Origin of the sequence: Spirillospora sp. NBC_01491, from assembly GCF_036227065.1 — a bacterium.
Lineage (GTDB): Bacteria > Actinomycetota > Actinomycetes > Streptosporangiales > Streptosporangiaceae > Spirillospora > Spirillospora xylanilytica.
Map to the genome: position 1 here is coordinate 4,359,256 of NZ_CP109432.1, position 25,475 is coordinate 4,384,730.

General features: G+C 71.1%; 25 protein-coding genes. 2 read left to right on the forward strand and 23 right to left on the reverse strand.

Going from position 1 to position 25,475, the window contains the following annotated elements; genetic code table 11:
- Positions 1-24: 24 nt before the first annotated feature.
- The 18 genes from nuoN to OHA34_RS20345 form a co-directional block, all read right to left on the reverse strand.
- Entirely contained in the window at positions 25-1,623 is a 1,599-nt protein-coding gene (gene nuoN, locus OHA34_RS20260) for an NADH-quinone oxidoreductase subunit NuoN (RefSeq protein ID WP_285944286.1), read from the reverse strand.
- Positions 1,620-3,200, reverse strand: coding sequence for an NADH-quinone oxidoreductase subunit M (locus OHA34_RS20265; RefSeq protein WP_329518576.1), 1,581 nt, complete (start codon positions 3,198-3,200; stop codon positions 1,620-1,622). The genes nuoN and OHA34_RS20265 overlap by 4 nt, the downstream gene beginning before the upstream one ends.
- Entirely contained in the window at positions 3,197-5,113 is a 1,917-nt protein-coding gene (gene nuoL, locus OHA34_RS20270) for an NADH-quinone oxidoreductase subunit L (protein WP_285944288.1), read from the reverse strand. The genes OHA34_RS20265 and nuoL overlap by 4 nt, the downstream gene beginning before the upstream one ends.
- Before the next feature lie 10 nt (positions 5,114-5,123).
- Entirely contained in the window at positions 5,124-5,423 is a 300-nt protein-coding gene (gene nuoK, locus OHA34_RS20275) for an NADH-quinone oxidoreductase subunit NuoK (RefSeq protein WP_285944289.1), read from the reverse strand.
- On the reverse strand, positions 5,420-6,394 hold the full coding sequence (locus OHA34_RS20280) for an NADH-quinone oxidoreductase subunit J (protein WP_285944290.1): 975 nt from the start codon (positions 6,392-6,394) through the stop codon (positions 5,420-5,422). The genes nuoK and OHA34_RS20280 overlap by 4 nt, the downstream gene beginning before the upstream one ends.
- Positions 6,391-6,942 carry an NADH-quinone oxidoreductase subunit NuoI gene (gene nuoI, locus OHA34_RS20285; RefSeq protein WP_432763114.1) on the reverse strand — a complete coding sequence of 184 codons (552 nt, stop codon included), beginning with the start codon at positions 6,940-6,942 and terminating at the stop codon, positions 6,391-6,393. Before nuoI ends, OHA34_RS20280 begins: the two co-directional genes overlap by 4 nt.
- Entirely contained in the window at positions 6,929-8,305 is a 1,377-nt protein-coding gene (gene nuoH / locus OHA34_RS20290) for an NADH-quinone oxidoreductase subunit NuoH (RefSeq protein WP_285944291.1), read from the reverse strand. Before nuoH ends, nuoI begins: the two co-directional genes overlap by 14 nt.
- Complete coding sequence (locus OHA34_RS20295) at positions 8,302-10,782, reverse strand: NADH-quinone oxidoreductase subunit G (RefSeq protein ID WP_329518577.1); 2,481 nt, start codon at positions 10,780-10,782, stop codon at positions 8,302-8,304. Before OHA34_RS20295 ends, nuoH begins: the two co-directional genes overlap by 4 nt.
- The gene (gene nuoF, locus OHA34_RS20300) at positions 10,779-12,083 is read right to left on the reverse strand and encodes an NADH-quinone oxidoreductase subunit NuoF (RefSeq protein WP_285944293.1); all 1,305 of its coding nucleotides are present in this window, start codon (positions 12,081-12,083) and stop codon (positions 10,779-10,781) included. Before nuoF ends, OHA34_RS20295 begins: the two co-directional genes overlap by 4 nt.
- Entirely contained in the window at positions 12,080-12,826 is a 747-nt protein-coding gene (gene nuoE, locus OHA34_RS20305) for an NADH-quinone oxidoreductase subunit NuoE (RefSeq protein ID WP_285944353.1), read from the reverse strand. The genes nuoF and nuoE overlap by 4 nt, the downstream gene beginning before the upstream one ends.
- An 8-nt stretch (positions 12,827-12,834) precedes the next feature.
- Entirely contained in the window at positions 12,835-14,181 is a 1,347-nt protein-coding gene (locus OHA34_RS20310; protein ID WP_329518578.1) for an NADH-quinone oxidoreductase subunit D, read from the reverse strand.
- Entirely contained in the window at positions 14,178-14,897 is a 720-nt protein-coding gene (locus tag OHA34_RS20315; protein ID WP_285944295.1) for an NADH-quinone oxidoreductase subunit C, read from the reverse strand. Before OHA34_RS20315 ends, OHA34_RS20310 begins: the two co-directional genes overlap by 4 nt.
- Positions 14,894-15,448 carry a NuoB/complex I 20 kDa subunit family protein gene (locus tag OHA34_RS20320; protein WP_285944296.1) on the reverse strand — a complete coding sequence of 185 codons (555 nt, stop codon included), beginning with the start codon at positions 15,446-15,448 and terminating at the stop codon, positions 14,894-14,896. Before OHA34_RS20320 ends, OHA34_RS20315 begins: the two co-directional genes overlap by 4 nt.
- A 1-nt stretch (position 15,449) precedes the next feature.
- Positions 15,450-15,809, reverse strand: coding sequence for an NADH-quinone oxidoreductase subunit A (locus OHA34_RS20325; protein ID WP_285944297.1), 360 nt, complete (start codon positions 15,807-15,809; stop codon positions 15,450-15,452).
- 226 nt (positions 15,810-16,035) lie between these two features.
- Positions 16,036-17,292: a geranylgeranyl reductase family protein gene (locus tag OHA34_RS20330; protein WP_285944298.1), complete on the reverse strand. Its 1,257-nt coding sequence runs from the start codon at positions 17,290-17,292 to the stop codon at positions 16,036-16,038.
- 145 nt (positions 17,293-17,437) lie between these two features.
- A complete protein-coding gene (locus OHA34_RS20335) occupies positions 17,438-18,139 on the reverse strand; it encodes a demethylmenaquinone methyltransferase (RefSeq protein ID WP_285944299.1) in 702 nt (233 codons plus the stop codon).
- A 102-nt stretch (positions 18,140-18,241) separates the two neighbouring features.
- The gene (locus tag OHA34_RS20340) at positions 18,242-18,481 is read right to left on the reverse strand and encodes a DUF4229 domain-containing protein (RefSeq protein WP_285944300.1); all 240 of its coding nucleotides are present in this window, start codon (positions 18,479-18,481) and stop codon (positions 18,242-18,244) included.
- A 69-nt stretch (positions 18,482-18,550) separates the two neighbouring features.
- Positions 18,551-19,528 (reverse strand): threonine ammonia-lyase, encoded by a 978-nt coding sequence (locus OHA34_RS20345; protein WP_285944301.1) that lies wholly within the window; start codon positions 19,526-19,528, stop codon positions 18,551-18,553.
- A 254-nt stretch (positions 19,529-19,782) separates the two neighbouring features.
- On the opposite strand from OHA34_RS20345, the gene OHA34_RS20350 reads away from it, so the two are divergent.
- On the forward strand, positions 19,783-19,986 hold the full coding sequence (locus OHA34_RS20350) for a BldC family transcriptional regulator (protein ID WP_285944302.1): 204 nt from the start codon (positions 19,783-19,785) through the stop codon (positions 19,984-19,986).
- Positions 19,987-20,025: 39 nt separating this feature from the next.
- Here the strand turns inward: OHA34_RS20350 and OHA34_RS20355 are convergent, their stop codons facing one another.
- Together OHA34_RS20355 and OHA34_RS20360 are read right to left on the reverse strand one after the other, a co-directional pair.
- Positions 20,026-20,289 carry a hypothetical protein gene (locus OHA34_RS20355; protein ID WP_285944303.1) on the reverse strand — a complete coding sequence of 88 codons (264 nt, stop codon included), beginning with the start codon at positions 20,287-20,289 and terminating at the stop codon, positions 20,026-20,028.
- Between the two features lie 26 nt (positions 20,290-20,315).
- Complete coding sequence (locus OHA34_RS20360; protein ID WP_285944304.1) at positions 20,316-21,269, reverse strand: hypothetical protein; 954 nt, start codon at positions 21,267-21,269, stop codon at positions 20,316-20,318.
- Between the two features lie 115 nt (positions 21,270-21,384).
- Between OHA34_RS20360 and OHA34_RS20365 the strand changes: the two genes are divergently transcribed.
- Entirely contained in the window at positions 21,385-21,699 is a 315-nt protein-coding gene (locus tag OHA34_RS20365; protein WP_285944305.1) for a PLDc N-terminal domain-containing protein, read from the forward strand.
- Positions 21,700-21,770: 71 nt separating this feature from the next.
- On the opposite strand, the gene ccsB is transcribed toward OHA34_RS20365, so the two are convergent.
- From ccsB to OHA34_RS20380, 3 genes are read right to left on the reverse strand one after another with little or no spacing between them, the layout of a single operon-like run.
- Positions 21,771-22,910 carry a c-type cytochrome biogenesis protein CcsB gene (gene ccsB / locus OHA34_RS20370; protein ID WP_329518579.1) on the reverse strand — a complete coding sequence of 380 codons (1,140 nt, stop codon included), beginning with the start codon at positions 22,908-22,910 and terminating at the stop codon, positions 21,771-21,773.
- A gap of 5 nt (positions 22,911-22,915) precedes the next feature.
- Complete coding sequence (gene resB / locus OHA34_RS20375) at positions 22,916-24,682, reverse strand: cytochrome c biogenesis protein ResB (protein ID WP_285944308.1); 1,767 nt, start codon at positions 24,680-24,682, stop codon at positions 22,916-22,918.
- Position 24,683: 1 nt separating this feature from the next.
- The gene (locus OHA34_RS20380) at positions 24,684-25,475 is read right to left on the reverse strand and encodes a cytochrome c biogenesis CcdA family protein (RefSeq protein ID WP_285944309.1); all 792 of its coding nucleotides are present in this window, start codon (positions 25,473-25,475) and stop codon (positions 24,684-24,686) included.

A 25,475-nucleotide genomic window follows, 5' to 3' on the forward strand; every position in this document is an offset into this window, starting at 1 on the left:
TCACCCAAACCCCCTAGCGGACGTTCACCGCACGAACATCTGTGACGCGGCGTGCCCCGCCAGGTCCAGCATCGGCTGGGGGAGCACACCGAGTACCACAGTAGCCGTCAGTCCGAGCGCGACCGCCGCCGCGGTGGGCAGCCCGACGACCACCGTGGGGCCGTCCGCCTCGGGCTCGCTGAAGAACATCACGACGATGACGCGGACGTAGAAGAACGCCGCGATCGCCGAGGACAGCACGCCGATGATGACCAGCGGCGTGGCGCCGGCTTCGATGGCCGCCTTGAACACCGCGAACTTGCCGGTGAAGCCGCTGGTCAGCGGGATTCCGGCGAACGCCAGCAGGAAGAAGGCGAAGGTGCCGGCCACCACCGGGGAGCGCTTGCCGAGCCCGGCCCAGCGGGACAGGTGCGCGGCCTCGCCGCCCGCGTCCCGGACCATCGTGATGACGGCGAACGCGCCGATCGTGGTGAATCCGTAGGCGGCCAGGTAGAACAGGGTGCCCGACAGACCGTCGGCGGACGTGGCGATCACGCCGGTGAGCAGGAAGCCCGCGTGCGCGATCGAGGAGTAGGCCAGCATCCGCTTGATGTCGGTCTGGGTGATGGCGATCACCGCGCCGATCACCATTGTGAGAATGGCCACACCCCACATCGCGGGGCGCCAGTCCCACTTCATGTTCTCGAAGGCGACGTAGAAGACGCGCAGCATCGCGCCGAAGGCGGCGACCAGCGTGCACGAGGCCATCAGCGCCGTGATCGGGGTCGGGGCGCCCTGGTAGACGTCCGGCTTCCACATGTGGAACGGCACGGCGCCGAGCTTGAACAGCAGGCCGACCGACAGGAGCGCGACCCCGCCGAGGAGCAGCGTCTCGCTGCCCGCGTCGCGGCTGAGCTGCGCGGCGATGTCGGACAGCCGCACCGAGCCGGCGTAGCCGTACAGCAGCGCCGTCCCGTACAGGAAGAACGCCGAGGAGAACGCGCCGAGCAGGAAGTACTTGACCGCGGCCTCCTGCGACAGCAGCCGGCGCCGGCGGGCGAGGCCGCACAGCAGGTACAGCGGCAGCGAGAGGACCTCCAGCGCCACGAACATGGTGAGCAGGTCGTTGGACGCGGGGAACATCACCATGCCGCCGACGGCGAACATCAGCAGCGGGAACACCTCGGTCTGGGTGATGCCCGCGGCCATCGTCTCCTGCTCGGCCTCGGTGCCGGGCAGCGCCGCCGCCTGCGCGGTGAAGTGCCCGCCGCCGACGCCGCCCTGCCCGCTGCTGCCGCGCTCGGCGATCAGCAGCAGGCTGATCAGCGCCAGGACGAGGATGGTGCCCTGGAGGAACAGCGTGGGGCCGTCCACGCCGAGCGCGCCTTCGGCGGCGACGTGGAACGGCTTGTCCCGCCAGCCCAGCACGATCGTCCAGACGAAGGCGCCGGCCAGCCCGAGGAAGGCCAGCGGCACCTGCACGGTGTAGCGCCAGGTGCGTCCGACGAACGCCTCGACCACCACCCCGGCGATGGCGACGCCGAACACCAGCAGCATCGGGGCGATCTGCCCGTACTCGATGTGCGGGGCCGGGATGGCCCCACCCTGCGCGAGGACGGCGCTCACCTGGTTGCTCGCGCTCATGGACGCGCTCCGTTCTCGGCGACGTTACCGGTGATCTTCGGCGCCGGGTCGTGCCGGTCGACCCGGACCAGCGTCTGCTTGACCGATGGGTTGATCACGTTCAGCACCGGCTGCGGGAACACGCCCATCGCCACGATGATCGCGATGATCGGGGCCAGCGCCCACTTCTCCCGCGCGGACAGGTCCGTCATGCCCTGGACCTTCTCGGTGGACGGGCCGCCCATCGTCCGCTGGTACATCCACAGGATGTAGACGGCGGCCAGCACGATCCCGATGGTGGCGATCACGGCGGGCACCCGGTACCGGCTGAACGTGCCGGTGAACACCAGGAACTCCGACACGAACGGCGACAGGCCCGGCAGCGACAGCCCGGACAGGCCGGCGACCAGGAACGTCCCGGCGAGCACCGGGGCGACCTTCTGCACGCCGCCGAAGTCGCCGATCCGCGCGGACCGGCGCCGGACGATCATGAATCCGACGATGAGGAACAGCGCGCCGGTGGAGAACCCGTGGTTGACCATGTACAGCGTCGCGCCGGACTGGCCCTGCGAGGTCATCGCGAAGATGCCCAGCACGATGAACCCGAAGTGCGAGACCGACGTGTAGGCGATCAGCCGCTTCAGGTCGACCTGCCCGATCGCCAGCACCGCGCCGTAGATGATGCTGAGCACCGCCAGTCCGAGCACGACCGGTGTCGCCCACTTGGCGGCGCCGGGGAACAGCTCCAGGCAGAACCGCAGCATCCCGTAGGTGCCGACCTTGTCGAGCACGCCCACGATCAGCACCAGCGCGCCCGCCGGGGACTGCTGCGCGGCGTCGGGGAGCCAGGTGTGCACCGGCACCATCGGCGCCTTGATCGCGAACGCGAGGAAGAACCCGAGGAACAGCCACTTGGCCGTGGTCGGGTCGATGTTCATCTTGCTCAGCTCGCTGAACAGGAAGGTGCCGTGCCCGAGGCCGCCGTCCGCGGCCGACTTGGCCGACAGCGGGTACAGCCAGATCACCGCGACGAGCATGACCAGCCCGCCGAGCAGCGAGTAGAGCAGGAACTTCACCGCGGCGTACGAGCGCTGGAGGCCGCCGTAGGACCCGATGATGAAGTACACCGGGATCAGCATCGCCTCGAAGAAGACGTAGAAGAGGAAGACGTCGGTCGCCACGAAGACGCCGATCATCGCCGCTTCCAGCGCCAGCAGCAGCGCGAAGTAGGTCTTCACCGACCGCTTGGGCGGCACGTCGACGCCGCCGGACCGGTCGGCCTCGCTCCAGGAGGCCAGCATGACCAGCGGGACGAGGATCACCGACAGCACGACCAGCACCAGCGCGACGCCGTCGACGCCGACCGCCCAGTGCACCCCGAACTGCTTGATCCACCAGTACTTCTCTTCGAACTGGAACCGGGTGCCGCCGCTGTCGAACCGCGCCGCCATCACCAGCGTCAGCACCGCGACCAGCACCGAGACGCCGAGCGCGGTCTGTTTGACGAGCGCCTCACGCCCGCGCGGCAGGACGCCGACGAGCAGCGCGCCCAGCAGTGGCAGCGCGATGAGGACGCTCAACCAGGGAAAGTCACTCATGACACGTTCACCACCAGCAGCGCGGCAACGATGAGCGTCGCGCCGAAGAACATGGACAGGGCGTACGAGCGGACGAAGCCGGTCTGGAGCCGCCGGATGCGACCGGAGCTGCCGCCGACACCGGCCGCCGTGCCGTTGACCGCGCCGTCGACGACGCGGCCGTCGAACCAGACCGCCAGCCGGGTCAGCCACTGGCCGGGCCGCATCAGCAGCGACTCGTTCAGGGCGTCGCCGTAGAGGTCCTTGCGGGCCGCGACGGTGATGATCGAGCCGGCCGGGGCCTCGCGCGGCACCGGGCGGGCGCCGTACTGGCGCCACGCGATCGCCACGCCGATCACCATCAGCACGAGCGTCGCGATACCGGCCGGAGCGAACGGGTTGAACGCGTGGTGCTCCTCGGGCGCGCCGACCACCGGCTCCAGGAAGTCGGCGAACCCGCCGAGCACCAGGAACCCGCCGGCGCCGACCGAGCCGACCGCGAGCAGCATCAGCGGGACGGTCATCACCTTGGGCGACTCGTGCGGGTGCGCGTCCTCCGCCCAGCGCTTCTCGCCGTAGAAGGTCATGAACATCACCCGCGACATGTAGTACGCGGTGATGCCGGCGCCGATCAGCGCGCACGAGCCGAGGATGTTCCCGGACGTGCCGCCCTTCTCGTACGCGGCCTCGATGATGCCGTCCTTGGTGAACCAGCCCGACAGTCCCGGGAACCCGATGATGGCCAGGTAGCCGAGCCCGAAGGTGGCCCAGGTGAACACCATCATCACGCGCAGGCCACCGTAGCGGCGCATGTTCACGTCGTTCTTCATGCCGTGCATGACCGAGCCGGCACCGAGGAACAGGCCGGCCTTGAAGAAGCCGTGCGCGATGAGGTGCGCGATGGCGAACACGTACCCGGCCTTGCCGAGCCCGGCGGCCAGGAACATGTAGCCGATCTGCGACATCGTCGATCCGGCCAGGGCCTTCTTGATGTCGTCCTTGCCGCACCCGATGATCGCACCGGCGAGCAGCGTGGCCGCGCCGACGATGGTCACCACCAGCTGCGCGGTGTCGGACATCTCGAAGATCGGGGCGGACCGGACGATCAGGTAGACACCGGCGGTCACCATGGTCGCGGCGTGGATCAGCGCCGACACCGGGGTCGGGCCCTCCATCGCGTCCAGCAGCCAGGACTGGAGCGGGAGCTGCGCCGACTTGCCGCACGCGCCGAGCAGGAGCAGCAGCCCGAGCGCGGTCGCGGTGCCGGTGCCGAGCTTGGACGCGAGTCCCACGTGCTCGGCGCCGGTGCCGAGGATCTGGTCGAACCCGACGGTGCCGAAGGTGGAGAACATCAGCATCAGCGCGGTGAGCAGGCCGAGGTCGCCGACCCGGTTCACCACGAACGCCTTCTTGGCGGCGGTCGCCGCCGTCGGCTTGTACTGCCAGAACCCGATCAGCAGGTACGAGGTGAGGCCGACGCCCTCCCAGCCGAGGAACATGACCAGGTAGTTGCCGCCGAGGATCAGCAGCAGCATCGCCGCCACGAACAGGTTCAGGTACGCGAAGAACCTGCGCCGGTCCGGGTCCTCGGCCATGTAGCCGACGGAGTAGACGTGGATGAGCGAGCCCACCCCGGTGATCAGCAGCACGAAGCTCATGGACAGCGGGTCCACCAGCAGGTCCATGCCGACCTTGAACGAGCCGACGTCGAAGAAGTTCCACAGGTGCAGGGTGCGGCGCCGCTCCTCGGCGCCGTATCCGAGCATCTGGACGAACATCGCCACGCCGACCGCGAACGAGGCCACCGACATGGCGACCCCGAGCAGATGCCCCCACTTGTCGGTGCGGCGGCCCCCGAGAAGGAGGATCGCCGCGCCGGCCAGCGGCAGCGCGATGAGAAGCCAGGACGCGGCCTGGATGCCTTCCGCTTTCATCCCCGACCTCTCAGTACTTCAGCAGGTTCGCGTCGTCGACCGACGAGGACCTGCGGGTCCGGAAGATGGTCATGATGATCGCCAGTCCCACCACGACCTCCGCCGCGGCCACCACCATCACGAAGAAGGCGATGATCTGGCCGTCGAGGTTGCCGTGCATCCGGGCGAACGTGACGAACGCCAGGTTGGTGGCGTTGAGCATCAGCTCGACGCACATGAACACCACGATCGCGTTGCGCCGTACCAGCACGCCGACGGCGCCGATGGTGAACAGGATCGTCGAGAGCGCCAGGTAGTGCCCGGGACTCATTTGCCAGCCTCGCCTTCACGCTCGCCGGAACCGGAGCCCGGACCGGAACCCGCCCCCGGGCCGGACGCCGGGGCGTCGCCGCCGGGAGCGCCGGTGCCGGAGCGGAAGACCGCCCGGGACTCGGCGCCCGCGTCCTCGGCCTCGTCCGTGGTCGTCTTGACCGCGGACACGTCGCGGTCGACCGCCTCCTCGGCGGTCCCGCCGTACAGGTCGGGGTGCCGTTCGATGGTGTCGGTGCGGGCCGCGATGACCGGGTTGAGGGACAGCTCCGACGGGGTGCCGTCGGGCAGCAGCGCCGGCATGTCGACCGAGTTGTGCAGCGCGTACGTGCCGGGGCCGGGCAGCGGGCCGGGGTGCGCCCCGGACTTGAACCGGCTGGTCGACAGGTCGCGCTGGGTCGGCTTCGGCGTGGTGCGCTCGCGGTGCGCCAGCACCATCGCGCCGAGCGCCGCGGTGATCAGCAGCGCGCTGGTCGCCTCGAACGCGAACACGTACTTGCTGAACAGCAGCCGGGCCAGGCCGATCACGTTGCCCTCGGAGTTGGCCGCCTGCAACCCGGCACTGTCGCCCAGCGCCGCGTTGCCGAGGCCGGCGCCGAGCAGCGCCAGGAACCCGAGCGCGCCGATCGCGGCCCACAGCCGCTGCCCGCGGATCGTCTCCACCAGCGAGTCGGTGGAGCTGACCCCGACGAGCATCATCACGAACAGGAACAGCATCAGCACCGCGCCGGTGTACACGATCACCTGGACGAACGCCAGGAACGGCGCCCCCTCGATCGCGTACAGCGCGGCCAGCGAGAGCATCACGGCCGCCAGCATCAGCGCCGAGTGCACCGCCTTGCGCGTGAAGATCATGCCGAGCGCGGCGGCGACCGACACGATCGCCAGCAGCCAGAAGAAGAACGGCTCGCCGGACTGCTTGTCGGCGACCTGTGCGGCGACCGCGCCGGACGCGAGCAGGTGGGCGCTCATTTGCCCTCACCCGCGCCGGACGGCCCCTCCTCGGGCTGGAGGCCGAGGCGGTAGTAGTCCACCTCGGTCTCGCCGAGCCGCATCGCGTGCGGCGGCGTCTCCATGCCCTCGCGCAGCGGGGCCAGCAGCATGTCCTTGGTGTAGATCAGGCTCTCGCGGCTGTCGTCGGCGAGCTCGTACTCGTTGGTCATCGTGAGCGCCCGGGTGGGGCACGCCTCGATGCACAGCCCGCAGAAGATGCAGCGCAGATAGTTGATCTGGTAGATGCGCCCGTACCGCTCACCCGGCGAGAACCGCTCGTCGTCGCTCGCGCCGTTGTCGGCGCCCTCGACGAAGATCGCGTCGGCCGGGCACGCCCAGGCGCACAGCTCGCAGCCGATGCACTTCTCCAGGCCGTCCGGCCACCGGTTGAGCTGGTGCCGCCCGTGGAAACGCGGGGCGGTCGGCTTCTTCACCTCGGGGTACTGGACGGTCTCGCTCTTGGTGAACATCTGGTGGAACGAGACCCCGAACCCCTTGACCGGGTTCAGGAAGTCAGTGAGTCCCACTGGTGACCTCCTTGCTAGCGGGCTCGGCGCGCGAGGCTCCGGTGAGGCCCGCCCCCCGCATCTCGGTGTCGCGGCCGTGGTAGTGGGGCAGGTCCATCGGCGGGACGGGGAACCCGCCCGCCGCGGACCCGGCCGTCCCGGCCGGGCCGTCCGGGGCGAGCCCCGGGACGATCTGCTTCTCGTCCTCCTTGTTGCCGCGCAGGAACTCCCACACGAGCGACACGACCAGCACCACCGCCGCGGCGACCGCCGCGTACACGACGATCTGCCGCATGTCGTAGTCCTCGTTGCGCAGCGCGCGGATGGTGGCGACCAGCAGGATCCAGCCGAGGGAGAAGGGCATCAGCACCTTCCACCCGAGCTTCATCAGCTGGTCGTACCGGACCCGCGGCAGCGAGCCGCGCAGCCAGATGAAGAAGAAGATGAAGCACCAGATCTTGACCAGGAACCACAGGATCGGCCACCAGCCCTCGTTGGCCCCGGCCCAGATCGTGGAGATCGGCGCGGGAGCCCGCCAGCCGCCCAGGAACAGGGTGGTGGCCAGCGCGGACAGGGTGACCAGGTTGACGTACTCGGCGAGGAAGAACATCGCGAACTTCAGCGAGGAGTACTCGGTGTGGAAGCCGGCGACCAGCTCGCCCTCGCCCTCGGGCAGGTCGAACGGGATGCGGTTCGACTCGCCCATCATCGTGATCACGTAGACCAGGAAGGACGGCAGCAGCAGCACCACGAACCACTTGTCCTGCTGCTGCGCGACGATCTGCGAGGTCGACATCGACCCGGCGAACAGGAACACCGCCACGAACGACAGGCTCATCGCGATCTCGTAGGAGATCATCTGGGCCGAGGCGCGCAGCCCGCCGAGCAGCGAGTACGACGACATCGACGCCCAGCCGGCCAGCACGATCCCGTAGATGCCCATCGACGACATCGCCAGCACCAGCAGCACCGCCACCGGCAGGTCGGTGCCCTGGAGCGCGGTCTGGTGCCCGAACACCGACACGACCGGCCCGAACGGGATGATGATGAACGAGATCAGCGCCGGGGTGGCGGACACGATCGGCGCCAGGATGAAGACGACCTTGTCGACCTTCCGGGGGACGATGTCCTCCTTGAGCGCCAGCTTCACCCCGTCGGCCAGCGCCTGGAGCAGGCCCTGCGGCCCGGTCCGGTTCGGGCCGACGCGCAGCTGCATCCGGCCGATCAGGCGCCGCTCGACCCACATGGACATGAAGACCATGAGGACCAGGAAGACGAACAGGAACAGCACCTTCCCGCCGATCAGCCACCACGGATCGTGGCCGAAGGCGGGCAGCGACGGATCGTTCGGCGCCGGCGCGGCGGCGAGTGCGGGCACCCTCATGCGGGACCTCCCGAGGAGATGGTGACGACGTTCCCTGCGGCGGCGCCCAGGTCGCGATGGAGCGCGCAGCCCGCGGAGTTGGTCGGCAGCCACACCACCCGGTCGGGCAGGTCGGGGGTGATCTCCAGCGGGAGCGTCACCTCGCCCCGTCCGGAACCGACCGTGACCGTCGCGGTCGCGCCGATCTCGGCGGCGGTGGCGGGCGACAACCGGGCCGCCGCGGGCTTGGCGGTGCCGGCCAGGTAGGGCTCGCCGTCCTGCATCCGGCCCTTGTCGAGCAGCAGCCGCCAGCTGGCCAGCAGCGCCTCGCCCTGGCCGGGCTGCGGGTGCGCGCCCTGACGGGCGCTCGGCGCCTGCGGGCGCTCGCCGCGGTAGCCGCCGAGCCCGGCCAGCTCGCGGCGGGCCGCGTCCGGTCCGGGCAGCGCCAGGTGCACGTCCATCTCGTTCGCCAGCGCGTCCAGGACGCGCAGGTCGGAGAGGCGGCCGACGGACGTGAGCACCACGTCGAACTGACGGCCGCGGCCCTCCCAGTCGACGAACGTGCCGGCCTTCTCGGCGACCGCGGCGACCGGCAGCACCACGTCGGCGCGGTCGGTGACCGCGCTCGGCCGCTGCTCCAGACTCACCACGAACGGGGTGGCGTCCAGGGCCCGCAGCACCGCCTCGGGGTCAGGCAGGTCGTACGGGTCGACGCCGCCGACGAGCAGCGCGCCGCGCTCCCCCGCCGCAGCCGCGGCGAGGATGCCGTCGGCGTCCAGGCCCGGGACGGACGGCAGCTCGGCCACGCCCCACGCGCGGGCCACTTCGGCGCGCACGTCGGGGTCGTCGGCCGGACGGCCGATCGGCAGCAGGCCGGGCAGCGCGCCCGCCTCGATCGCGCCGCGCTCGCCCGCCCGCCGCGGCACCCAGGCGAGCCGGGCGCCGGTGACCTGGGCGAGCCGGACCACCGCCGACAGCGCGCCCGCGCTGCCGGCCAGCCGCTCACCCACCAGGATCACCGCGCCGGGCGTCGCCAGCAGGTCGCGGACGGCGGTGTGCTCGGAACCGCCGACCAGCGACCCGAGCACCTCGGCCTCGGCGCCCGGCAGGGTCGGCAGCAGCGTGCCGCCGACCTTGGCCAGGCCGCGGGTCGCGAACGGGGCGACCGCGTGCACCTTCAGCCCGTTCTTGCGGACCGCCTTGCGGAGCCGCAGGAACACGATCGGCGACTCCTCCTCCGGCTCCAGGCCGGCGAGCAGCACCGCGGGCGCCGACTCCAGGTCGGCGTAGGACACCTCGATCGGCCGGCCCGCCACGGCGGCGGCCAGGAAGTCGGCCTCCTCCGCCGAGTGCGGCCGGGCGCGGAAGTCGACGTCGTTGGTGCCGAGCGCGATCCGGGCGAACTTGGCGTAGGCGTAGGCGTCCTCCAGCGTCACCCGCCCGCCGGTCAGCACGCCGGCCCGGCCGCGCGCGGCGGCCAGGCCACGGCCCGCGATGGTGAGCGCCTCGGGCCAGGACGCCGGCTCCAGCACGCCCTGCTCGTTGCGGACCAGCGGGTGGGTGAGCCGGTCGGGCTGGGAGCCGTAGGTGAACGCCCACCGGCCCTTGTCGCAGTTCCATTCCTCGTTGACCTGCGGGTCGTCGCCCGCCAGCCGCCGCGTGATCTTCCCGCGGCGGTGGTCGGTGCGCAGCGCGCAGCCGGACGCGCAGTGCTCGCACGTGCTCGGCGCCGACACCAGGTCGAACGGACGGGACCTGAACCGGTACGCGGTGCCGGTCAGCGCCCCCACCGGGCAGATCTGCACCGTGTTGCCGGAGAAGTAGGACTGGAACGGCTCGCCGTCGGCGACCCCGACCTGCTCCTTGGCGCCGCGCTCGAACAGGTCGATGAACGCGTCGCCGGCGATCTGGTCGGAGAACCGGGTGCAGCGGGCGCACTGGACGCAGCGCTCCCGGTCGAGCAGCACCTGGCTGGACAGCGGGATCGGCTTCGGGAACGTCCGCTTGGCCTCGGTGAAGCGCGACTCGCCCCGCCCGTTGGACATCGCCTGGTTCTGGAGCGGGCACTCGCCGCCCTTGTCGCAGATCGGGCAGTCCAGCGGGTGGTTGATCAGCAGCAGCTCCATCACGCCCTGCTGGGCCTTGTCGGCCTGCGGCGAGGTGAGCTGGGTCTTGATCACCATGCCCGGCATCACCGCGGTGGTGCAGGACGCCTGCGGCTTGGGCATCCCGCGCCCGTTGCCGGCGTCGGGGATCTCCACCAGGCACTGCCGGCAGGCCCCGACCGGGTCGAGCAGCGGATGGTCGCAGAACCGCGGGATCTGGATGCCGAGCAGCTCGGCGGCCCGGATGATCAGGGTGCCCTTGGGCACTTCGATCTCGAACCCGTCGATGGTGACGGCGATCATGTCCGGTGCCTTCTTGACCGCGGCCGGACCACCCCCAGGCTGCTGGGGAGCACTCGAAGCCGCCGAGCCGCCACCAACACTAACCGTCATCGGGAGCCTCCCTCAGCCCAAACCGTGGACTTGGCGTGGTCGAACGGACAGCCGCCCTGCTCGAAGTGCTTGAGGTACTCGTCGCGGAAGAGCTTGATGGAGGACACCACCGGGCTCGTCGCGCCGTCGCCGAGGGCGCAGAAGGAGCGGCCGAGGATGTTGTCGGACAGGTCCAGGAGCGTCTCCAGGTCCGCCTCCTCGCCCTGCCCGGCCTCCAGCCGCTTGAGCATCTGCTTGTACCAGTAGGTGCCCTCGCGGCACGGCGTGCACTTGCCGCACGACTCGTGCGCGTAGAACTCCGACCAGCGCAGCACGGCCCGCACCACGCAGGTCGTCTCGTCGAAGATCTGGAGCGCGCGGGTGCCGAGCATCGACCCGGCTGCGCCGACCGACTCGAAGTCGAGCGGCACGTCCAGGTGCTCGTCGGTGAAGATCGGGGTGGACGAGCCGCCGGGCGTCCAGAACTTCAGCCGGTGCCCGGCGCGGACGCCGCCCGCCATCTCCAGCAGCTCGCGCAGCGTGATGCCGAGCGGCGCCTCGTACTGCCCGGGACGGGTGACGTGCCCGGACAGCGAGAAGATCCCGTACCCCTGGGACTTCTCGGTGCCCATCGCAGCGAACCAGTCCGAACCGTTCTGCACGATCGAGGGAACCGACGCGATCGACTCGACGTTGTTGATGACAGTGGGGCCGCCGTAGAGGCCCGCGACCGCCGGGAAGGGGGGCTTCAGCCTGGGCTGACCGCGGAACCCTTCCAGGGAATCGAGCAGCGCCGTCTCCTCGCCGCAGATGTAGGCCCCGGCACCGGTGTGCACGACCAGATCGAGGTCGAACCCGGAGCCGAGGATGTTGCGGCCGAGGTAGCCGGCCTCATACGCCTCGGCGACCGCCTGCTGGAGGCGTCGTACGACGTGCAGTACCTCACCGCGCACGTAGATGAACGCGTGGTTCGACTTGATCGCGAACGAGCTGATCACGATGCCCTCGACCAGCACGTGCGGGTTGGCCATCATCAGCGGGATGTCCTTGCACGTGCCCGGCTCGGACTCGTCGGCGTTGACGACCAGGTACCGCGGGTTCGGGCTCGCCGGCGGGAGGAAGCCCCACTTCATGCCGGTGGGGAAGCCCGCGCCGCCCCGGCCGCGCAGGCCGGAGTCCTTGACCGCCTGCACGATCGCGTCCGGCTCCATGCCGAGCGCGGTGCGCAGCGCCTGGTAGCCGCCCTCGCGCTCGTACGCCACGCGGGTGAACGAGTCGGGCTGATCCCAGTTCCTGGTGAGGATCGGGGTGAGCGTGGTCACTGGTTCCGCCCCTCCTGGCCGCCGGACTCGTGCGGCCGCTCGCGCTCGGCGCTCGGCGGCGGAGCCGTCCAGCCGCGCTCCTTCGCCAGCTCCAGCCCGCGCAGCGACTCCGGTCCGGCCTGCACGCCCTCGTGGGCGCGGCCGTCCGGGAACCCGGCGAGCACGCGGGAGGCGTCCTTCCAGCCGACCAGCTCGTTCGGCCCGCGCGAAGGAAGCACTTGCTTACCCGAGCGCAGATCGTCGACCAGCGCCTTGGCCTTCTCGGGAGTCATGTTGTCGAAGAACTCCCAGTTGACCATCATCACCGGCGCGAAGTCGCAGGCCGCGTTGCACTCGATCCGCTCGAGGCTGACCCTGCCGTCGGCATCGGCCTCGTCGTGGCCGAGCCCGGTGTGCGCGCTCAGCTCGTTCCAGATCTGGTCGCCGCCCATGATCGCGCACAGCGTGTTGATGCAGACGCCGACGTGGTACTCCCCGACCGGCTTCCGCTTGTACTGCGTGTAGAAGGTCACGACGCCGGTCACCTGCGCGGGCGTGATCCCGAGCTGCTCGGCGCAGAACGCGGTGCCGCGCGGGGTGACGTGCCCCTCCTCCGACTGCACCAGGTGCAGCATCGGCAGCAGCGCCGACCGCGGCTTGGGATAGCGCGCGATGATCTCTTTGGCGTCCCGCTCCAGGCGCTCGCGCACCTCGGGCGCGTACGGCTCCTGATCGCCGGTCCCGGCGGTCTCCAGGAACTCCATGTGCTCGCTCAACGGTCCACACCCCCCATGACCGGGTCGATGCTGGCCACGGCCGCGATGACGTCGGCGACCATGCCGCCCTCCGCCATCGCCGGCGTCGCCTGCAGGTTGACGAAGGACGGGTCGCGGAAGTGCGCCCGGTACGGGCGGGTGCCGCCGTCGCTCACCAGGTGCACGCCGAGCTCGCCGCGCGGCGACTCGATCGCCGAGTAGACCTGCCCCGCCGGCACCCGGAACCCCTCGGTCACCAGCTTGAAGTGGTGGATGAGGGCCTCCATCGAGGTGCCCATGATGTGCGCGATGTGCCGGGGCGAGTTGCCCATCCCGTCCGCCCCGATGGCCAGCTGCGCGGGCCAGCCGATCTTCTTGTCCTCGATCATCACCGGGCCCTTGACCGTCTGGAGCCGCTCCGCGCACTGCTCGACGATCTTCAGGGACTCCTCCATCTCCTTCATCCGAACGAGATAGCGGCCGTAGACGTCGGCGGTCTCCTCGGTGACGACCTCGAAGTCGTAGGTCTCGTAACCGCAGTAGGGCTGCGACTTGCGCAGGTCCCACGGCAGCCCGGTCGCGCGCAGCACCGGCCCGGTGACGCCGAGCGCCATGCAGCCGGTGAGGTCGAGGTACCCGACGTCCTTGGTCCTGGCCAGGTAGACCGGGTTGGAGTCCAGCAGCTTGCGCATCGCCTGGAACCGCTTCGGCATCCGGTCCAGGTAGTCGCGCACCTTGCTGAGCGTCCCGCTCGGCAGGTCCTGCGCGACGCCGCCCGGCCGGACGTAGGCCATGTTCATCCGCAGCCCGGTGATCTCCTCGAACAGGTCGAGGGTGTACTCGCGCTCGATGAACCCGTTGAGCATCACCGTCGTCGCGCCGAGCTCCAGGCCGAACGTGGCGATCGCGACCAGGTGCGAGGAGATCCGGTTGAGCTCCATCATCATCACCCGGATGATCTGGGCCCGCTCGGGGATCTGGTCGGTGACGCCGAGCAGCTTCTCCACGCCGAGGCAGTACGCCGTCTCGTTGTAGATCGGCGCCAGGTAGTCCATCCGGGTGCAGAACGTGGTGCCCTGCGTCCAGGTGCGGTACTCCATGTTCTTCTCGATGCCGGTGTGCAGGTAGCCGATGCCGACCCGGCACTCGTCCACCGTCTCGCCGTCGAGGGTGAGGATCAGCCGCAGCACCCCGTGCGTGGACGGGTGCTGCGGGCCCATGTTGACCACGAGCCGCTCGTCGCCGGCGTCCTCGGCGCCGGCCACGACTTGGTCCCAGTCCTGCCCGTTGACGTCGTAGACGGTGCCCTCCGCCGCCGCGTCCGCGGCGTAGGCGTCGTACTCGGTGTACTTCGTGCTGCTCATGTGTACGACCTCCGCTCGTCCGGAGGGGGGATCTCCGCTCCGCGGTACTCGACGGGGATGCCGCCGAGGGGATAGTCCTTGCGCTGCGGGTGCCCCACCCAGTCGTCGGGCATCTGGATGCGGGTGAGCGCCGGGTGGCCGTCGAACACGATCCCGAAGAAGTCGTAGGTCTCGCGCTCGTGCCAGTCGTTGGTCGGGTACACCGGGACCAGCGACGGGACGTGCGGGTCGGCGTCCGGGCAGGACGCCTCCAGCCGGACCCGCCGGTTGTGCGTGATCGACAGCAGGTGCACCACCGCGTGCAGCTCGGCCCCGGTCTCGTCCGGGTAGTGCACCCCGGACACGCCCGAGCACAGCTCGAACCGCAGGGACGGCTCGTCGCGCATCGTCCGCGCCACCGTCAGCAGGTGCTCGCGCCGGACGAAGAAGGTCATCTCGCCGCGGTCGACGACCACCCGCTCGATCGCCTCGCCGAAGTCGGGCAGCGCGCGCTCGAGCTCGTCCGCGACCTCGTCGAACTCGCCCGCCTCGGCGGCGCCGCGCGGCCCGCCGTAGGGGCGCGGGGTGGACACCTTCGGGGTCCGCCGGACGACGAGGCCCCCGTAGCCGGAGGTGTCGCCGCTGGTCTTGGCGCCGAACATGCCCGTGCGGGCCACCGGCTGCTCGCGCCGGTCGTCCCCGCCGGGCGCGGGAAGCTGCGGATCCTGCGAGCTCATGACAGCGCCCCCGACTGGCCGAGCAGCGGTAGCTGGCGGCGCTTGGCCTCTTCCAGCTCGGCGATCTGCGCCTTGCGCTGCGGGCCGAGCTTGGTGTTCTGGATCTTGTCGTGCAGCTTGAGGATCGCGTCCAGCAGCATCTCCGGCCGCGGCGGGCAGCCGGGCAGGTAGATGTCCACCGGGACGACGTGGTCGACGCCCTGCACGACCGCGTAGTTGTTGAACATGCCGCCCGACGAGGCGCACACGCCCATCGCGATGACCCACTTGGGCTCGGTCATCTGGTCGTAGATCTGGCGCAGCACCGGCGCCATCTTCTGGCTGACCCGGCCCGCGACGATCATCAGGTCGGCCTGCCGGGGCGTGGCCGAGGCACGCTCCATCCCCCACCGGGAGAAGTCGTGCCGGGGGTCGCCCGCCGCCATCATCTCGATCGCGCAGCAGGCCAGCCCGAAGGTGGCCGGCCACACCGAGCTCTTGCGCGCCCAGCCCGCGACCTGCTCGACCGTGGTCAGCAGGAAGCCGCTGGGGAGTTTTTCCTCAAGACCCATGTCAGTCCCACTCCAGACCACCGCGCCGCCAGATGTAGGCGTACGCCACCAGCACGGTGAGGATGAAAAGGACCATCTCCACCAGACCGAAAATCCCCAGCCGGTCGAACGCGACCGCCCAGGGATAAAGGAAGATGATCTCAATGTCGAAGACGATGAAAAGCATCGCCGTCAGGTAGTACTTCACGGGAAAGCGCCCGCCGCCGACCGGCTGCGGAGTCGGCTCGATCCCGCACTCGTAGGCGTCCAGCCTCGCCCGGTTCCAGCGCTTGGGCCCCGTGAGCGACGCCATCACCACGGAGAACGCGGCGAACCCGAAGGCCAGCACTCCCAGCACGATGATCGGAACATAGAGATCCATGTCTCTACTGCCTCTCCTTGGAACGTACGACGCAGTACGGGACGCGTCCGCCCGGGCCAGGGGCCGCGGGATGCGCGGCGCCGGACGGGCGCGCCACGGTGGCGTGACCCTTGACGTGTCCGTGACACCTGTCACGGACACGGGTCGCCACCCTAGCCAAGGTGATCAATAGCACTCCCCTCGGGGGGTCGGGCGGTGTATCCCGTACGCACGTTCGCTGAGCGCCTCATGCCGCCGGGGCCACCTTCTGCATGGCATTGATGACCCGGTCCATGGCGTCGCCGCCGCGCGGGTCGGTCAGGTTGGCGAGCAGCTTGAGGGTGAAGCGCATCAGCGTGGGGTGGGGCAGGCCGTGCGTGGTCAGGAACTTCATCACCCGGGGGTCCCCGATCGCCTGCACGAAGACGCGGGCGAGGGTGAAGTAGCCGCCGTGCTCGTCCTTGAGGATGCGCGGGTACTCGTACAGCGCCCGCTCGCGCTGCGCCGGGGTGCGGCGGGCCAGGGCCTGCACCATGATCTCGGCGGCCAGCCGGCCGGACTCCAGCGCGTAGTCGATGCCCTCGCCGTTGAACGGGTTGATCATCCCGCCGGCGTCGCCGACCAGCAGCATGCCGCGGGTGTAGTGCGGCTGCCGGTTGAAGCCCATGGGCAGCGCCGCGCCGCGCACCGGGCCGGTGGCGTGCTGCTCGTCGAACTGCCACTCCGGCGGCATCTGGCCGGTCCAGCCCTTGAGCATGCCGCGGTAGTCGACGCTCTGGAACGCCTTGCTGGTGTTGAGGAGGCCGAGCCCGACGTTGCAGGTGCCGTCGGCGAGGGGGAAGACCCAGCCGTAGCCGGGCAGCAGCCGCTGCCCGTCCCACAGCTCCAGCCACGCCTCCATGTACTCGTCGGTGTGCCGGGGGCTCTGGTAGTAGCGGCGGACGGCGACGCCCATCGGCCGGTCCTCGCGCCGTTGCAGGCCCATCGCCAGCGAGAGCCGGGTCGAGTTGCCGTCGGCGGCGACCACCAGGGGGGCGCGGTACTCGACCTCCTCGCCCTCGAACTTGGCGGTGACGCCGATGATGCGATCGGTGCGCTCGTCCAGGATGGGGCCGGTCACGTTGCAGCCCTGGAGCAGCCGGGCGCCGGCCTTGGCGGCGTGCTCGGCGAGGAGCTGGTCGAAGTCCATCCGGGTGCGGACCAGGCCGAAGTCGGGGAAGCTCGCCAGCTCGGGCCAGGGCAGCTCGACCTTGACGCCGCCGCCGTAGATGCGCAGGCCCTTGTTGCGGGACCAGCCGGGGGCGTCGAGGTCGACGCCCATCCCGATCAGCGCGCGGACGGCGCGCGGAGTGAGGCCGTCACCGCAGATCTTGTCGCGCGGGAACGTGGCCTTCTCCAGCAGCAGGACGTCCAGACCGGCCTGGGCCAGCCAGTAGGCGGTCGACGCCCCGGCGGGGCCGGCCCCGACGACGATGATGTCTGCCTGCCGGGTGGACTCGGTCACAGCGTTCCTCTTTAGCTCGTTCGCTTGTGAAGTACTTCACAAGGATGCGGGGGGAGTCTATTCCTTTGGAGCGGGTCGTGGGTACCTCTCGGCCGGGACCGATTTGGACCGGTCCGAAAACGATCGGTTTCCGTTCCCGCCGTGCTCAGCCGGGGTTGACAGCGTGGTGCAGCGCCGCAACACCGAAGGTCAGGTCGCGCCACCGCACCGCGTCCCAGCCCGCGGCCTGGATCCGCCGGGCCAGCGTCGCCTGCTCGGGCCAGGCGAGCGTCGACTCGGCGAGATAGGTGTAGGAGTCGGGGTTGGAGCTGACCCGTGCCAGCAGCGGCAGCCCGTACCGCAAGTGCGCCTTGTGTCCGAACGCGAGCAGCGCGTTCGGCGGGTGACTGACCTCACAGACCAGCAGCCGGCCGCCCGGCTTGGCCACCCTGCGCAGCTCGCGCAGGGCCCGGCCGGTGTCGGCGACGTTGCGCAGGCCGAAGGAGATGGTCACCGCGTCGAACGAGTCGTCGGCGAAGGGCAGCCGCAGCGCGTCGCCGGCCACGAAGCCGAGCCGGCGGACGCCGGCCTGCCTGCGGGTGCCGACGCGCAGCATGCCGAGGGAGAAGTCGCAGGCCACCGTGTCGGCCCCGGCCTCGGCGAACGGCACCGAGGAGGTCCCCGTCCCGGCCGCGAGGTCGAGGATCCGCTCACCCGGGCGGGCGTCCACGGCCTTGACGACCGCACGCCGCCAGCGCCGGTCCTGGCCGCCGGTCATGAGGGTGTTGAGCAGGTCGTAACGCTCGGCGGTGCCGTCGAACATCGCCGCCACGTCGGCGGGCTGCTTGTCGAGAGAGGCGCGGGTCATGCCCCCACCCTAAGAGGCCGCAGGGGACGCGCCGCGCACGGCCTCAGGCAGGGGGCGCCGGGACCATACGGGAGACGGGGCGCCGGGCGGAAACGCCGGGGCTCAGGCGTCTTCCTTGGTGACCGACTCCTTGAACCTGCTCTTCTTGGAGCGCACGCCCGAGGCGACGACCGACGACATGGCGTCGCGCTGCCTGGACAGCAGGACGAAGCTGACGACGCCGCTGATCAGCAGCGCCAGCAGCAGGAGCAGGACACCGCGGGCCCCGAACAGCGCGAGCACGCCCGCGGTGACGAGGAAGATCACGATGCGGGCGGCGGAGTACAGGATGACGGAGCGCATGACCCTTCGAGGGTACCCACTCGCCCCCGCGCCCCTGCTCAGGGGTCCCGCCAGCGCCCGCGCCGGGGCTCAGCCGAGGACGTCGAGGAAGAGGGCCGGGTCGACGTTGCCGCCCGACAGCACCGAGACATGGGTGCGCGCCACTGGCAGCTCGTCGCGATGGAACAGGTAGGCGGCGGTGGCGACGGCGCCGCCCGGCTCGGCGACGAGCCGGGCCTCGCGGGCGAGCCGGCGCATGGCCAGCCGGATCTCCTCCTCGCTCACCGCGACGAAGCCGTCGACCAACTCGCGGATGTGCGCGAACGTCAGGTCGCCGACCCGCTGCGCGCGCAGCGCGTCGGCGATGGTGCGGCCGGTCTCCTCCGGCTCCCACGCCACCGGGCGGCCCGCGCGGTGGGAGTCGCGGGCGTCGGCGGCCAGCTCGGGCTCGACCCCGATGACCTTGATCTCCGGGCGCACCGCCTTGACCGCGGCGGCGACGCCGGCGATGAGCCCGCCGCCGCTGACCGGGACGAGCACCACCCCGGCGTCCGGCCGGTCCCGGACGATCTCCAGGCCCACCGTGCCCTGGCCGGCGATGACGCGCGCGTCGTCGAACGGCGGGACGAGGGTGAACCCGTGCGCCGCGGCGAGCTGCTCGGCGGTGCCGGTGCGCGCCTCCATCGTCGGCTCCACGTAGACGATCTCGGCGCCGAGCGCGATGCACGCCTCGACCTTCACCCCGGGGGTGGTGTGCGGGACGACCAGGACCGCCCGGACGCCGAGCGCGCGGGCGGTGTAGGCGACCGCCTGCGCGTGGTTGCCGCTGGAGTGGGTGACGACGCCGCGCCGCCGCTCGTCCTCGGGCAGCCCGGCGATCGTGGCGTACGCGCCGCGCAGCTTGAAGGCGCCGACCGGCTGGAGGGACTCCGGCTTGACGAGCAGCTCCGGCCCGTCGCCGCGGCGGGCGCCGGCGCGGGGGAACGGGATGAGCGGGGTGCGGACGGCGACGCCCTCCAGGCGTTCGGCGGCCCGCTCGATCTCCGCGAGCGACACAAGATCGGACATGCCGGGAGACTATTCGTTCGCCCGCTCCGGGTGTTAACGAGCGTGTCAACGGTGCGTACTGGGCGGTACACGGCGGGTCTATCGCGATCAATGTGACCACTGTGTCCAATGCCACGTTTACTTCGCGTTATACCGCCTGTTCGGGTAGCTACACAGCGTGATGTTTTGCGAAAACAAGGGAGAAATCGGTCTTGACCCGCCACACTGTAAACAGTCCACCCGCGCCGAGAGCGGGACAAAGGGGGAGTAACAACGTGGAGAGCACGAGCGAGCGCCTGCTGACCCCAGGAGAGGTCGCCGCCCTCTTCCGGGTCGATCCGAAGACGGTCACCCGCTGGGCCGCGGCGGGCCGGATCAGCAGCATCCGCACTCCGGGAGGCCATCGGCGCTTCCGCGAGTCCGAGGTGCACGCGCTGCTGCGCGGGGAAGAGCCGGTGGCCGAGCACATCGCCCGCTGACCTGGGCGGGACCGTCCCCCGCCGGTCCGTCCACGGCGGTCAGCCGCCCCCCTCGCCGGCCTTCCACTCCTCGAAGACGCGGAGCAGTTCCTCGTCCCCGTCCCGCCACCCGCGCCGCTTCTCCTCCAGCTCCTCCTCGGTCAGCGACTGGCCGAGGAGCCGCTCGTAGCCGGGATCGCCGGGGCCGACCCGCACATACGCGTCGGCGATGATCTGCCCCTCGCCCTCCTCGCCCCCCGCGGAGTCGGCCAGGACGCTGTGAGGCACCCGGAGCGTGCCGTCGGGGAGCCGGATCACGTACATCGTCGATCACCTTCGATGTTGGCTAATCAGATTCCGTATCGGCGGTTGAAGAACAGCATGACCTCTAGGGCGACGCGAATGTTGCCGGCGAGCATATCGACCAGCGCGGGCCGCTGGTGTGCGGAGATGGCGGCGAAGGCGTCGGCGAAGAACTCCCTGCGGCCGAGCGCGTCGGGCTGGCGGTGGAAGTCGCTCGCCAGGCTGGGGCGGCACAGTTCGTACAGCGACCGGAACGCGGCGCTGTCGGAGCGCCACTCCGCGCCGTCGCCGTCGATGTCGTCGAGCGCGTGCCCGACCTCGTGCATCATCACGTCCGGCGTGGGCGACGGGCGGTCGCCCACCACGATCTTGCGGTCGCCGTAGGCGCCGGCGCAGATGTCCCAGGTGGCCTTGCCCGACGGCAGCGGCCGGTCGCGCAGGTGGCCCATGTCGTCGAGCTGCGGGACGCCGCCCGGCCCGACGTAGATGCCGTCGAGCCCGCCCGCCAGCCGCTCCTTCAGCGGCTCGGGGAGCGCCGCCAGGCTGTCGACCGCCCTGATCACCTCGGGCGTCGGCGGCCCGAGCCGGTCGTCCCACTGCCGGTGCAGGAGGCCTTCGAGGACGCCGCAGTGCTGGAGCCCGTCCGCCATGCGCGGCGTGCCCGGCGCGCGCGGCCGGGCGCGGAGCGGCTCGTCGTCGAGCTCGAAGTCGCTCCAGGAGTAGTCGCCGGCCCTCGGGACGCCGCGCGCGTGCCTCGGCCGCCCGTACCGTCCGGCCGGCGCCTCGGTCTCGGCGGGCCCGCCGGTGCCGTCCGCGCCCTGGCGCAGGGCGAAGTCGTCGTCGCGGCCGGCCTTGCGGAACCGCCCGAACCGGTCACGGGGCTGGCTGTGGCGCGGCCGGACGTGGCGCGGCTCGGGACGCTGCCCGGCGTCGGGGGGCGAGGGCGCATAGGAGGTGTCCCTCAGGTCCCGGGGCTTTCGGTGGATGCCTTTGAAGCGCATCAGGCTCCTCTGTCCGCGGGCCCGCGGTCTCAACGATCGCCGGGGCCCCCGGAGGCAGGGTAAGCCGGAACCCGACACGCCGTCATCCCCGGAAGTCACGCACTACTCTCAGGACATGCCGTTTGCGCTGCTCGCCCTCGTTCTGGTCGGTGTGTGGCTGTTCTGCCTCCTCGACATCCTCACCACCGACGAGGAGGCGATGCACGGGTTGCCCAAGTTCGGCTGGCTCCTGGTCGCCCTGCTCGGCTTCCTCGCCGGAGCGGCGGCGTGGCTGCTGCTCGGCCGGCCCCGCCGCCACCTCGTCGACCCGCAGGAGGTGCTCCTGCCGCCGCCGGACCGGCGCGGCGTCCCCACCCCCAAGGGGCCCGACGACGACCCCGCCTTCCTGCGCGACCTCGACCGGCGGCTGAAGGGCGACGAGGACAAGTAGGTCGTGATCCGAACGCGCGGGACCCCGGAACCGCTCCGTGGTCCCGGGGTCCGTTTCGGTGCCGCTGCGGCTCAGGCGTACGAGTGCAGGCCCGAGAAGATGTAGTTGACGCCGAAGAAGTTGAACAGCAGCGCGGCGAACGCGATCAGCGAGAGGATCGCGGCCTTGCGGCCCTTCCAGCCGGCCGTCGCACGCGCGTGCAGGTAGGCGGCGTAGATGATCCAGGTGACGAACGACCAGATCTCCTTGGGGTCCCAGCCCCAGTAGCGGCCCCACGCCTCGTCCGCCCAGATGGCGCCCATGATGATCGCGGCGGTCCAGATCGGGAACGCGAACATGGTGACCCGCAGCGCCAGCCGGTCGAGCGTCTCGGCCGCCGGGACGCGCGACATGAACCCGCTGCCGCCGAGGGCGGTGGCGGCGGCCGGGGCCGGACCCGAGCCCGCGGCGCGGCCGGTGGCCGCGGTGGCGGTGGCCGCGGTGGCCGCGGTGGCCGCGGTGGCCGCGGTGGCCGCGGTGGCCGCGGTGGCCGCGGTGGCGAGCCTGGCCTCCTGGCGGGCCTTGAGCAGGTAGAGCAGGGTGGAGGCGCCGGCGACGGTGAACGCGCCGGTCGCGGTGATCGCGGCGGTGACATGGATCGCGATCCAGTACGAGTTGAGCGCCGGGACGACCGGGCCCGCCTTGTCGTAGAGCCAGATGTTGGCCACGCCGAGCGCGAGCACCGCGGCGGCCATCACGAACGCGCCGAGGAACTGCGCCCGGTAGCGCCACATCACGACCAGGAAGGCGGTCACCGCGGCGAACGCGATCGCGGCGAGGAACTCGTACATGTTCGCCCACGGCCAGCGGCTCGCGGACAGCCCGCGGGTCGCGATGAACCCGAGGTGCGCGGCCCACCCGATCACGTTCAGCAGGATCGCGAGCCGCATCCACTCGACCTTGCGGCCGTCCGCTCCGGCGTCGTCCCCCGAGGCGGCGGACGGGCCGGCGGACGTGCCGGCCGAGGCGGCGGAGGCGTCCGCGACCTCGGCGCCGTCGGCCCCGACCAGCACCTTGGCCTTGGTGGTCTCGGCGATCTCGGCGCCCTCCGCGTCGCGGCGGCGCTGCCCGAAGCCCAGGTCCGCCGCGTAGGCGACCAGGGCGACGATGTAGAGCACGACAGTGCTCAACATGAGCTTGTCGCTCAGGTTCGCGAGGTCGGCATGGCTCACCCTCGTCACTCCTTCGATTCTGTTGCCGACCCGGGATCCCGGTCGGTGCCGGGCTCGTCGGCCCGCTCGTCTGCCCGCTCCACGGCCGGTTCCCCGGCCGGTTCCTCAGCGACCGGGCCGCGGAGCGCGGCCACGATGTCGTCGAACTCCGGCGTCGGGTTCCCGAGCGTGAGGCCACCGACCTCCACCACGGTACGCCCGCCCTTCGCGGCGGTCGCACGGACCCACACCCTGCGCCGCCGGACCATGAAGGAGGTGGCGACGCCGGCCACCGCGAGGATCGCGGCGATCAGCGCCGGGACGCGGCCCGGGTCGCGGTTGATCGACAGGCTGGTCCACTCCTTGAGCCCGTCGAAGGTGACCGTCCCGGCACCGTCGGGCAGCTCGAACGATTCGCCGGGCTCCAGCAGCTTCTGCCCGCCCTTGATCGGCTGGAGCGTCTTGCCGATGCCCTCCAGCTTGTAGACCGACTGCGGGGCGCCCGAGTCGAGGCCGATGTCGCCCTTGAACGAGGACACCGTCACCATCGGGCGCAGCGGCCCCGGGAAGGCCGAGATGATCTGCTTGCCGTCCTCGCTGGCCATCGCGGTCGGCCACAGGATCGCGTAGAACGCGAGCTGCTCGGGCTCGGCGTCGGGGGCCTTGATGACGCCCTCGGAGGTGTAGTTGCGCTGCTCCATCGCCAGGAACGGCACCGTGTCCTTGAAGGCGATGTCCCCCTTGCCGTCGCGGACGGTGAACGCCGGCGCGTAGCCGTGGCCGAGCAGGTAGACCTTGGCGCCGCCGGCCTTGAGCGGATGGTTGACCCGCAGGTCGTACTTCTTCTCCGGCGCGGACGGCTCGTCCCGGTAACGGATCTTGGCCTCGAAGTCGGTGGCCTGGCCGCGCTTTTCGCCCTTGGCCTCGTACGTGGCGGTGAAGTCGTCCAGGCTGATCGAGAACGGCGCCAGCGCGTCGGTGTCGAACGCCCGTCCCGGCATGAACTGGTCGTAGTTGTTGAGCGCGTTGGCGAATGACTTGCCCTCGGCGAGCACCACGTTGCCCCGGTAGCCGAACAGGTTGCCCATGCCCAGCGCGAACAGCAGCGCCAGCAGCGCGAGGTGGAAGACCAGGTTGCCGGTCTCGCCCAGGTAGCCCTTCTCCGCGGCGACGGCGCTTCCGGCGGTGCCCTTCCCGCCTCCGGTGGACAGGTCGGTCCGGAACCGGCGTCCGCGCAGCAGTGCGCGCGCCTCGGCGAGGACCTCCTCGGGAGAGGCGTCGGTCTCGTACGACGCGGACTGCGGCAGCCGCGACAGATTGCGCGGCGCCGCCGGAGGCCGCGCCCGCATCGACTTGTAGTGCTTGACCGCGCGCGGGATCACGCAGCCCGCGAGCGACACGAACAGCAGGATGTAGATCGCCGCGAACCACGGCGCGGCGAACACGTCGAACAGCGACAGCCGGTCGAGCCACGGCGCGGCCGTCTGGTGCTTGTCGAAGTAGTCGGCGACCTTCTCGGGCGCCTGGCCCCGCTGCGGCAGGATCGATCCCGGAACCGCGCCGAGCGCGACCAGGAACAGCAGGATCAGCGCGGTGCGCATCGTGGTGAGCTGCCGCCAGCCCCAGCGCAGCCAGCCGACCGGGCCGAGCCCCTTGGGGCGCGGCCCGTCGCCGGGCGCCTGCCGCGCGGCCGGCGCGGCGGTCGCGGCGGCGCCGACGGCGGCGTCCGCTGCGGTGGCCTCGTCTGCGGCGGCCTCGTCTGCGGCGGCGGTCGTGTCTGAAGAGTTCGTCATCTCAAATCACCGGTTCGAAGCCGCTGATCCACGACTTCAGGTGGATGGTCAGATCGCCCCACAGGCCGCTCACCAGCAGCACCCCGATGACGACCAGCATGCCCCCGCCGATCCGCATGACCAGCGGGTAGTGCCGCTTCACCGCGCCGAACGCCCCCAGGGCCCGCCGGTAGGCGACCGCGGTGAGCACGAACGGCAGCCCGAGGCCGAGGCAGTACGCCAGCGACAGTAGCGCGCCCCGGCCCGCGCTCGCCTCGGTGATGGCCAGGCCCTGCACCGCGCCGAGCGTCGGCCCGATGCACGGCGTCCAGCCGAGCCCGAAGAGCACGCCGAGCAGCGGCGCCCCGGCCAGCCCGGCGGCGGGCAGCCGGCCGGACTTGAAGGTCCGCTGGAGGCCGGGGATCAGCCCCATGAACGCCAGCCCGAACACGATCACCATCACGCCGAGGACGCGGGTGATGACGTCCTGGTACTCCAGCAGCCAGCGGCCGAGCCCGCCGAAGAGCATCCCGTAGCTGACGAAGACGAGCGTGAACCCGCCGACGAACAGCAGCACGCCGGCGAGCAGCCGCCCGCGCTGTCCGCCGCGCCGCGACGAGGCGGCGCCCGGCTCGCCCGGCTCGCCCGCCAGGTCGGCGCCGGTCATCCCGGTCACGTACGACAGGTAGCCGGGCACCAGCGGCAGCACGCACGGGGACACGAACGAGACCAGCCCGGCCAGGGCCGCCAGCGGCGCCGCCGCGACGAGCGAACCGCTGGTGACGGTCTCGCCGACCCCCGCGAGGGCGCTCAC

Bases quoted from the DNA above. Each gene is read 5' to 3' on its own strand.
- OHA34_RS20310 (WP_329518578.1), bottom strand. From the start codon at position 14,181: ATGAGCAGCACGAAGTACACCGAGTACGACGCCTACGCCGCGGACGCG.
- OHA34_RS20315 (WP_285944295.1), bottom strand. From the start codon at position 14,897: ATGAGCTCGCAGGATCCGCAGCTTCCCGCGCCCGGCGGGGACGACCGG.
- OHA34_RS20360 (WP_285944304.1), bottom strand. From the start codon at position 21,269: ATGCGCTTCAAAGGCATCCACCGAAAGCCCCGGGACCTGAGGGACACC.
- nuoN (WP_285944286.1), bottom strand. From the start codon at position 1,623: ATGAGCGCGAGCAACCAGGTGAGCGCCGTCCTCGCGCAGGGTGGGGCC.
- OHA34_RS20280 (WP_285944290.1), bottom strand. From the start codon at position 6,394: ATGAGCGCCCACCTGCTCGCGTCCGGCGCGGTCGCCGCACAGGTCGCC.
- OHA34_RS20365 (WP_285944305.1), top strand. From the start codon at position 21,385: ATGCCGTTTGCGCTGCTCGCCCTCGTTCTGGTCGGTGTGTGGCTGTTC.
- OHA34_RS20345 (WP_285944301.1), bottom strand. From the start codon at position 19,528: ATGTCCGATCTTGTGTCGCTCGCGGAGATCGAGCGGGCCGCCGAACGC.
- nuoH (WP_285944291.1), bottom strand. From the start codon at position 8,305: ATGAGGGTGCCCGCACTCGCCGCCGCGCCGGCGCCGAACGATCCGTCG.
- resB (WP_285944308.1), bottom strand. From the start codon at position 24,682: ATGACGAACTCTTCAGACACGACCGCCGCCGCAGACGAGGCCGCCGCA.
- nuoL (WP_285944288.1), bottom strand. From the start codon at position 5,113: ATGAAAGCGGAAGGCATCCAGGCCGCGTCCTGGCTTCTCATCGCGCTG.
- OHA34_RS20295 (WP_329518577.1), bottom strand. From the start codon at position 10,782: ATGACGGTTAGTGTTGGTGGCGGCTCGGCGGCTTCGAGTGCTCCCCAG.
- nuoE (WP_285944353.1), bottom strand. From the start codon at position 12,826: ATGGAGTTCCTGGAGACCGCCGGGACCGGCGATCAGGAGCCGTACGCG.
- OHA34_RS20265 (WP_329518576.1), bottom strand. From the start codon at position 3,200: ATGAGTGACTTTCCCTGGTTGAGCGTCCTCATCGCGCTGCCACTGCTG.
- nuoK (WP_285944289.1), bottom strand. From the start codon at position 5,423: ATGAGTCCCGGGCACTACCTGGCGCTCTCGACGATCCTGTTCACCATC.
- OHA34_RS20325 (WP_285944297.1), bottom strand. From the start codon at position 15,809: ATGGATCTCTATGTTCCGATCATCGTGCTGGGAGTGCTGGCCTTCGGG.
- OHA34_RS20355 (WP_285944303.1), bottom strand. From the start codon at position 20,289: ATGTACGTGATCCGGCTCCCCGACGGCACGCTCCGGGTGCCTCACAGC.
- OHA34_RS20335 (WP_285944299.1), bottom strand. From the start codon at position 18,139: ATGACCCGCGCCTCTCTCGACAAGCAGCCCGCCGACGTGGCGGCGATG.
- OHA34_RS20320 (WP_285944296.1), bottom strand. From the start codon at position 15,448: ATGGGTCTTGAGGAAAAACTCCCCAGCGGCTTCCTGCTGACCACGGTC.
- OHA34_RS20340 (WP_285944300.1), bottom strand. From the start codon at position 18,481: ATGCGCTCCGTCATCCTGTACTCCGCCGCCCGCATCGTGATCTTCCTC.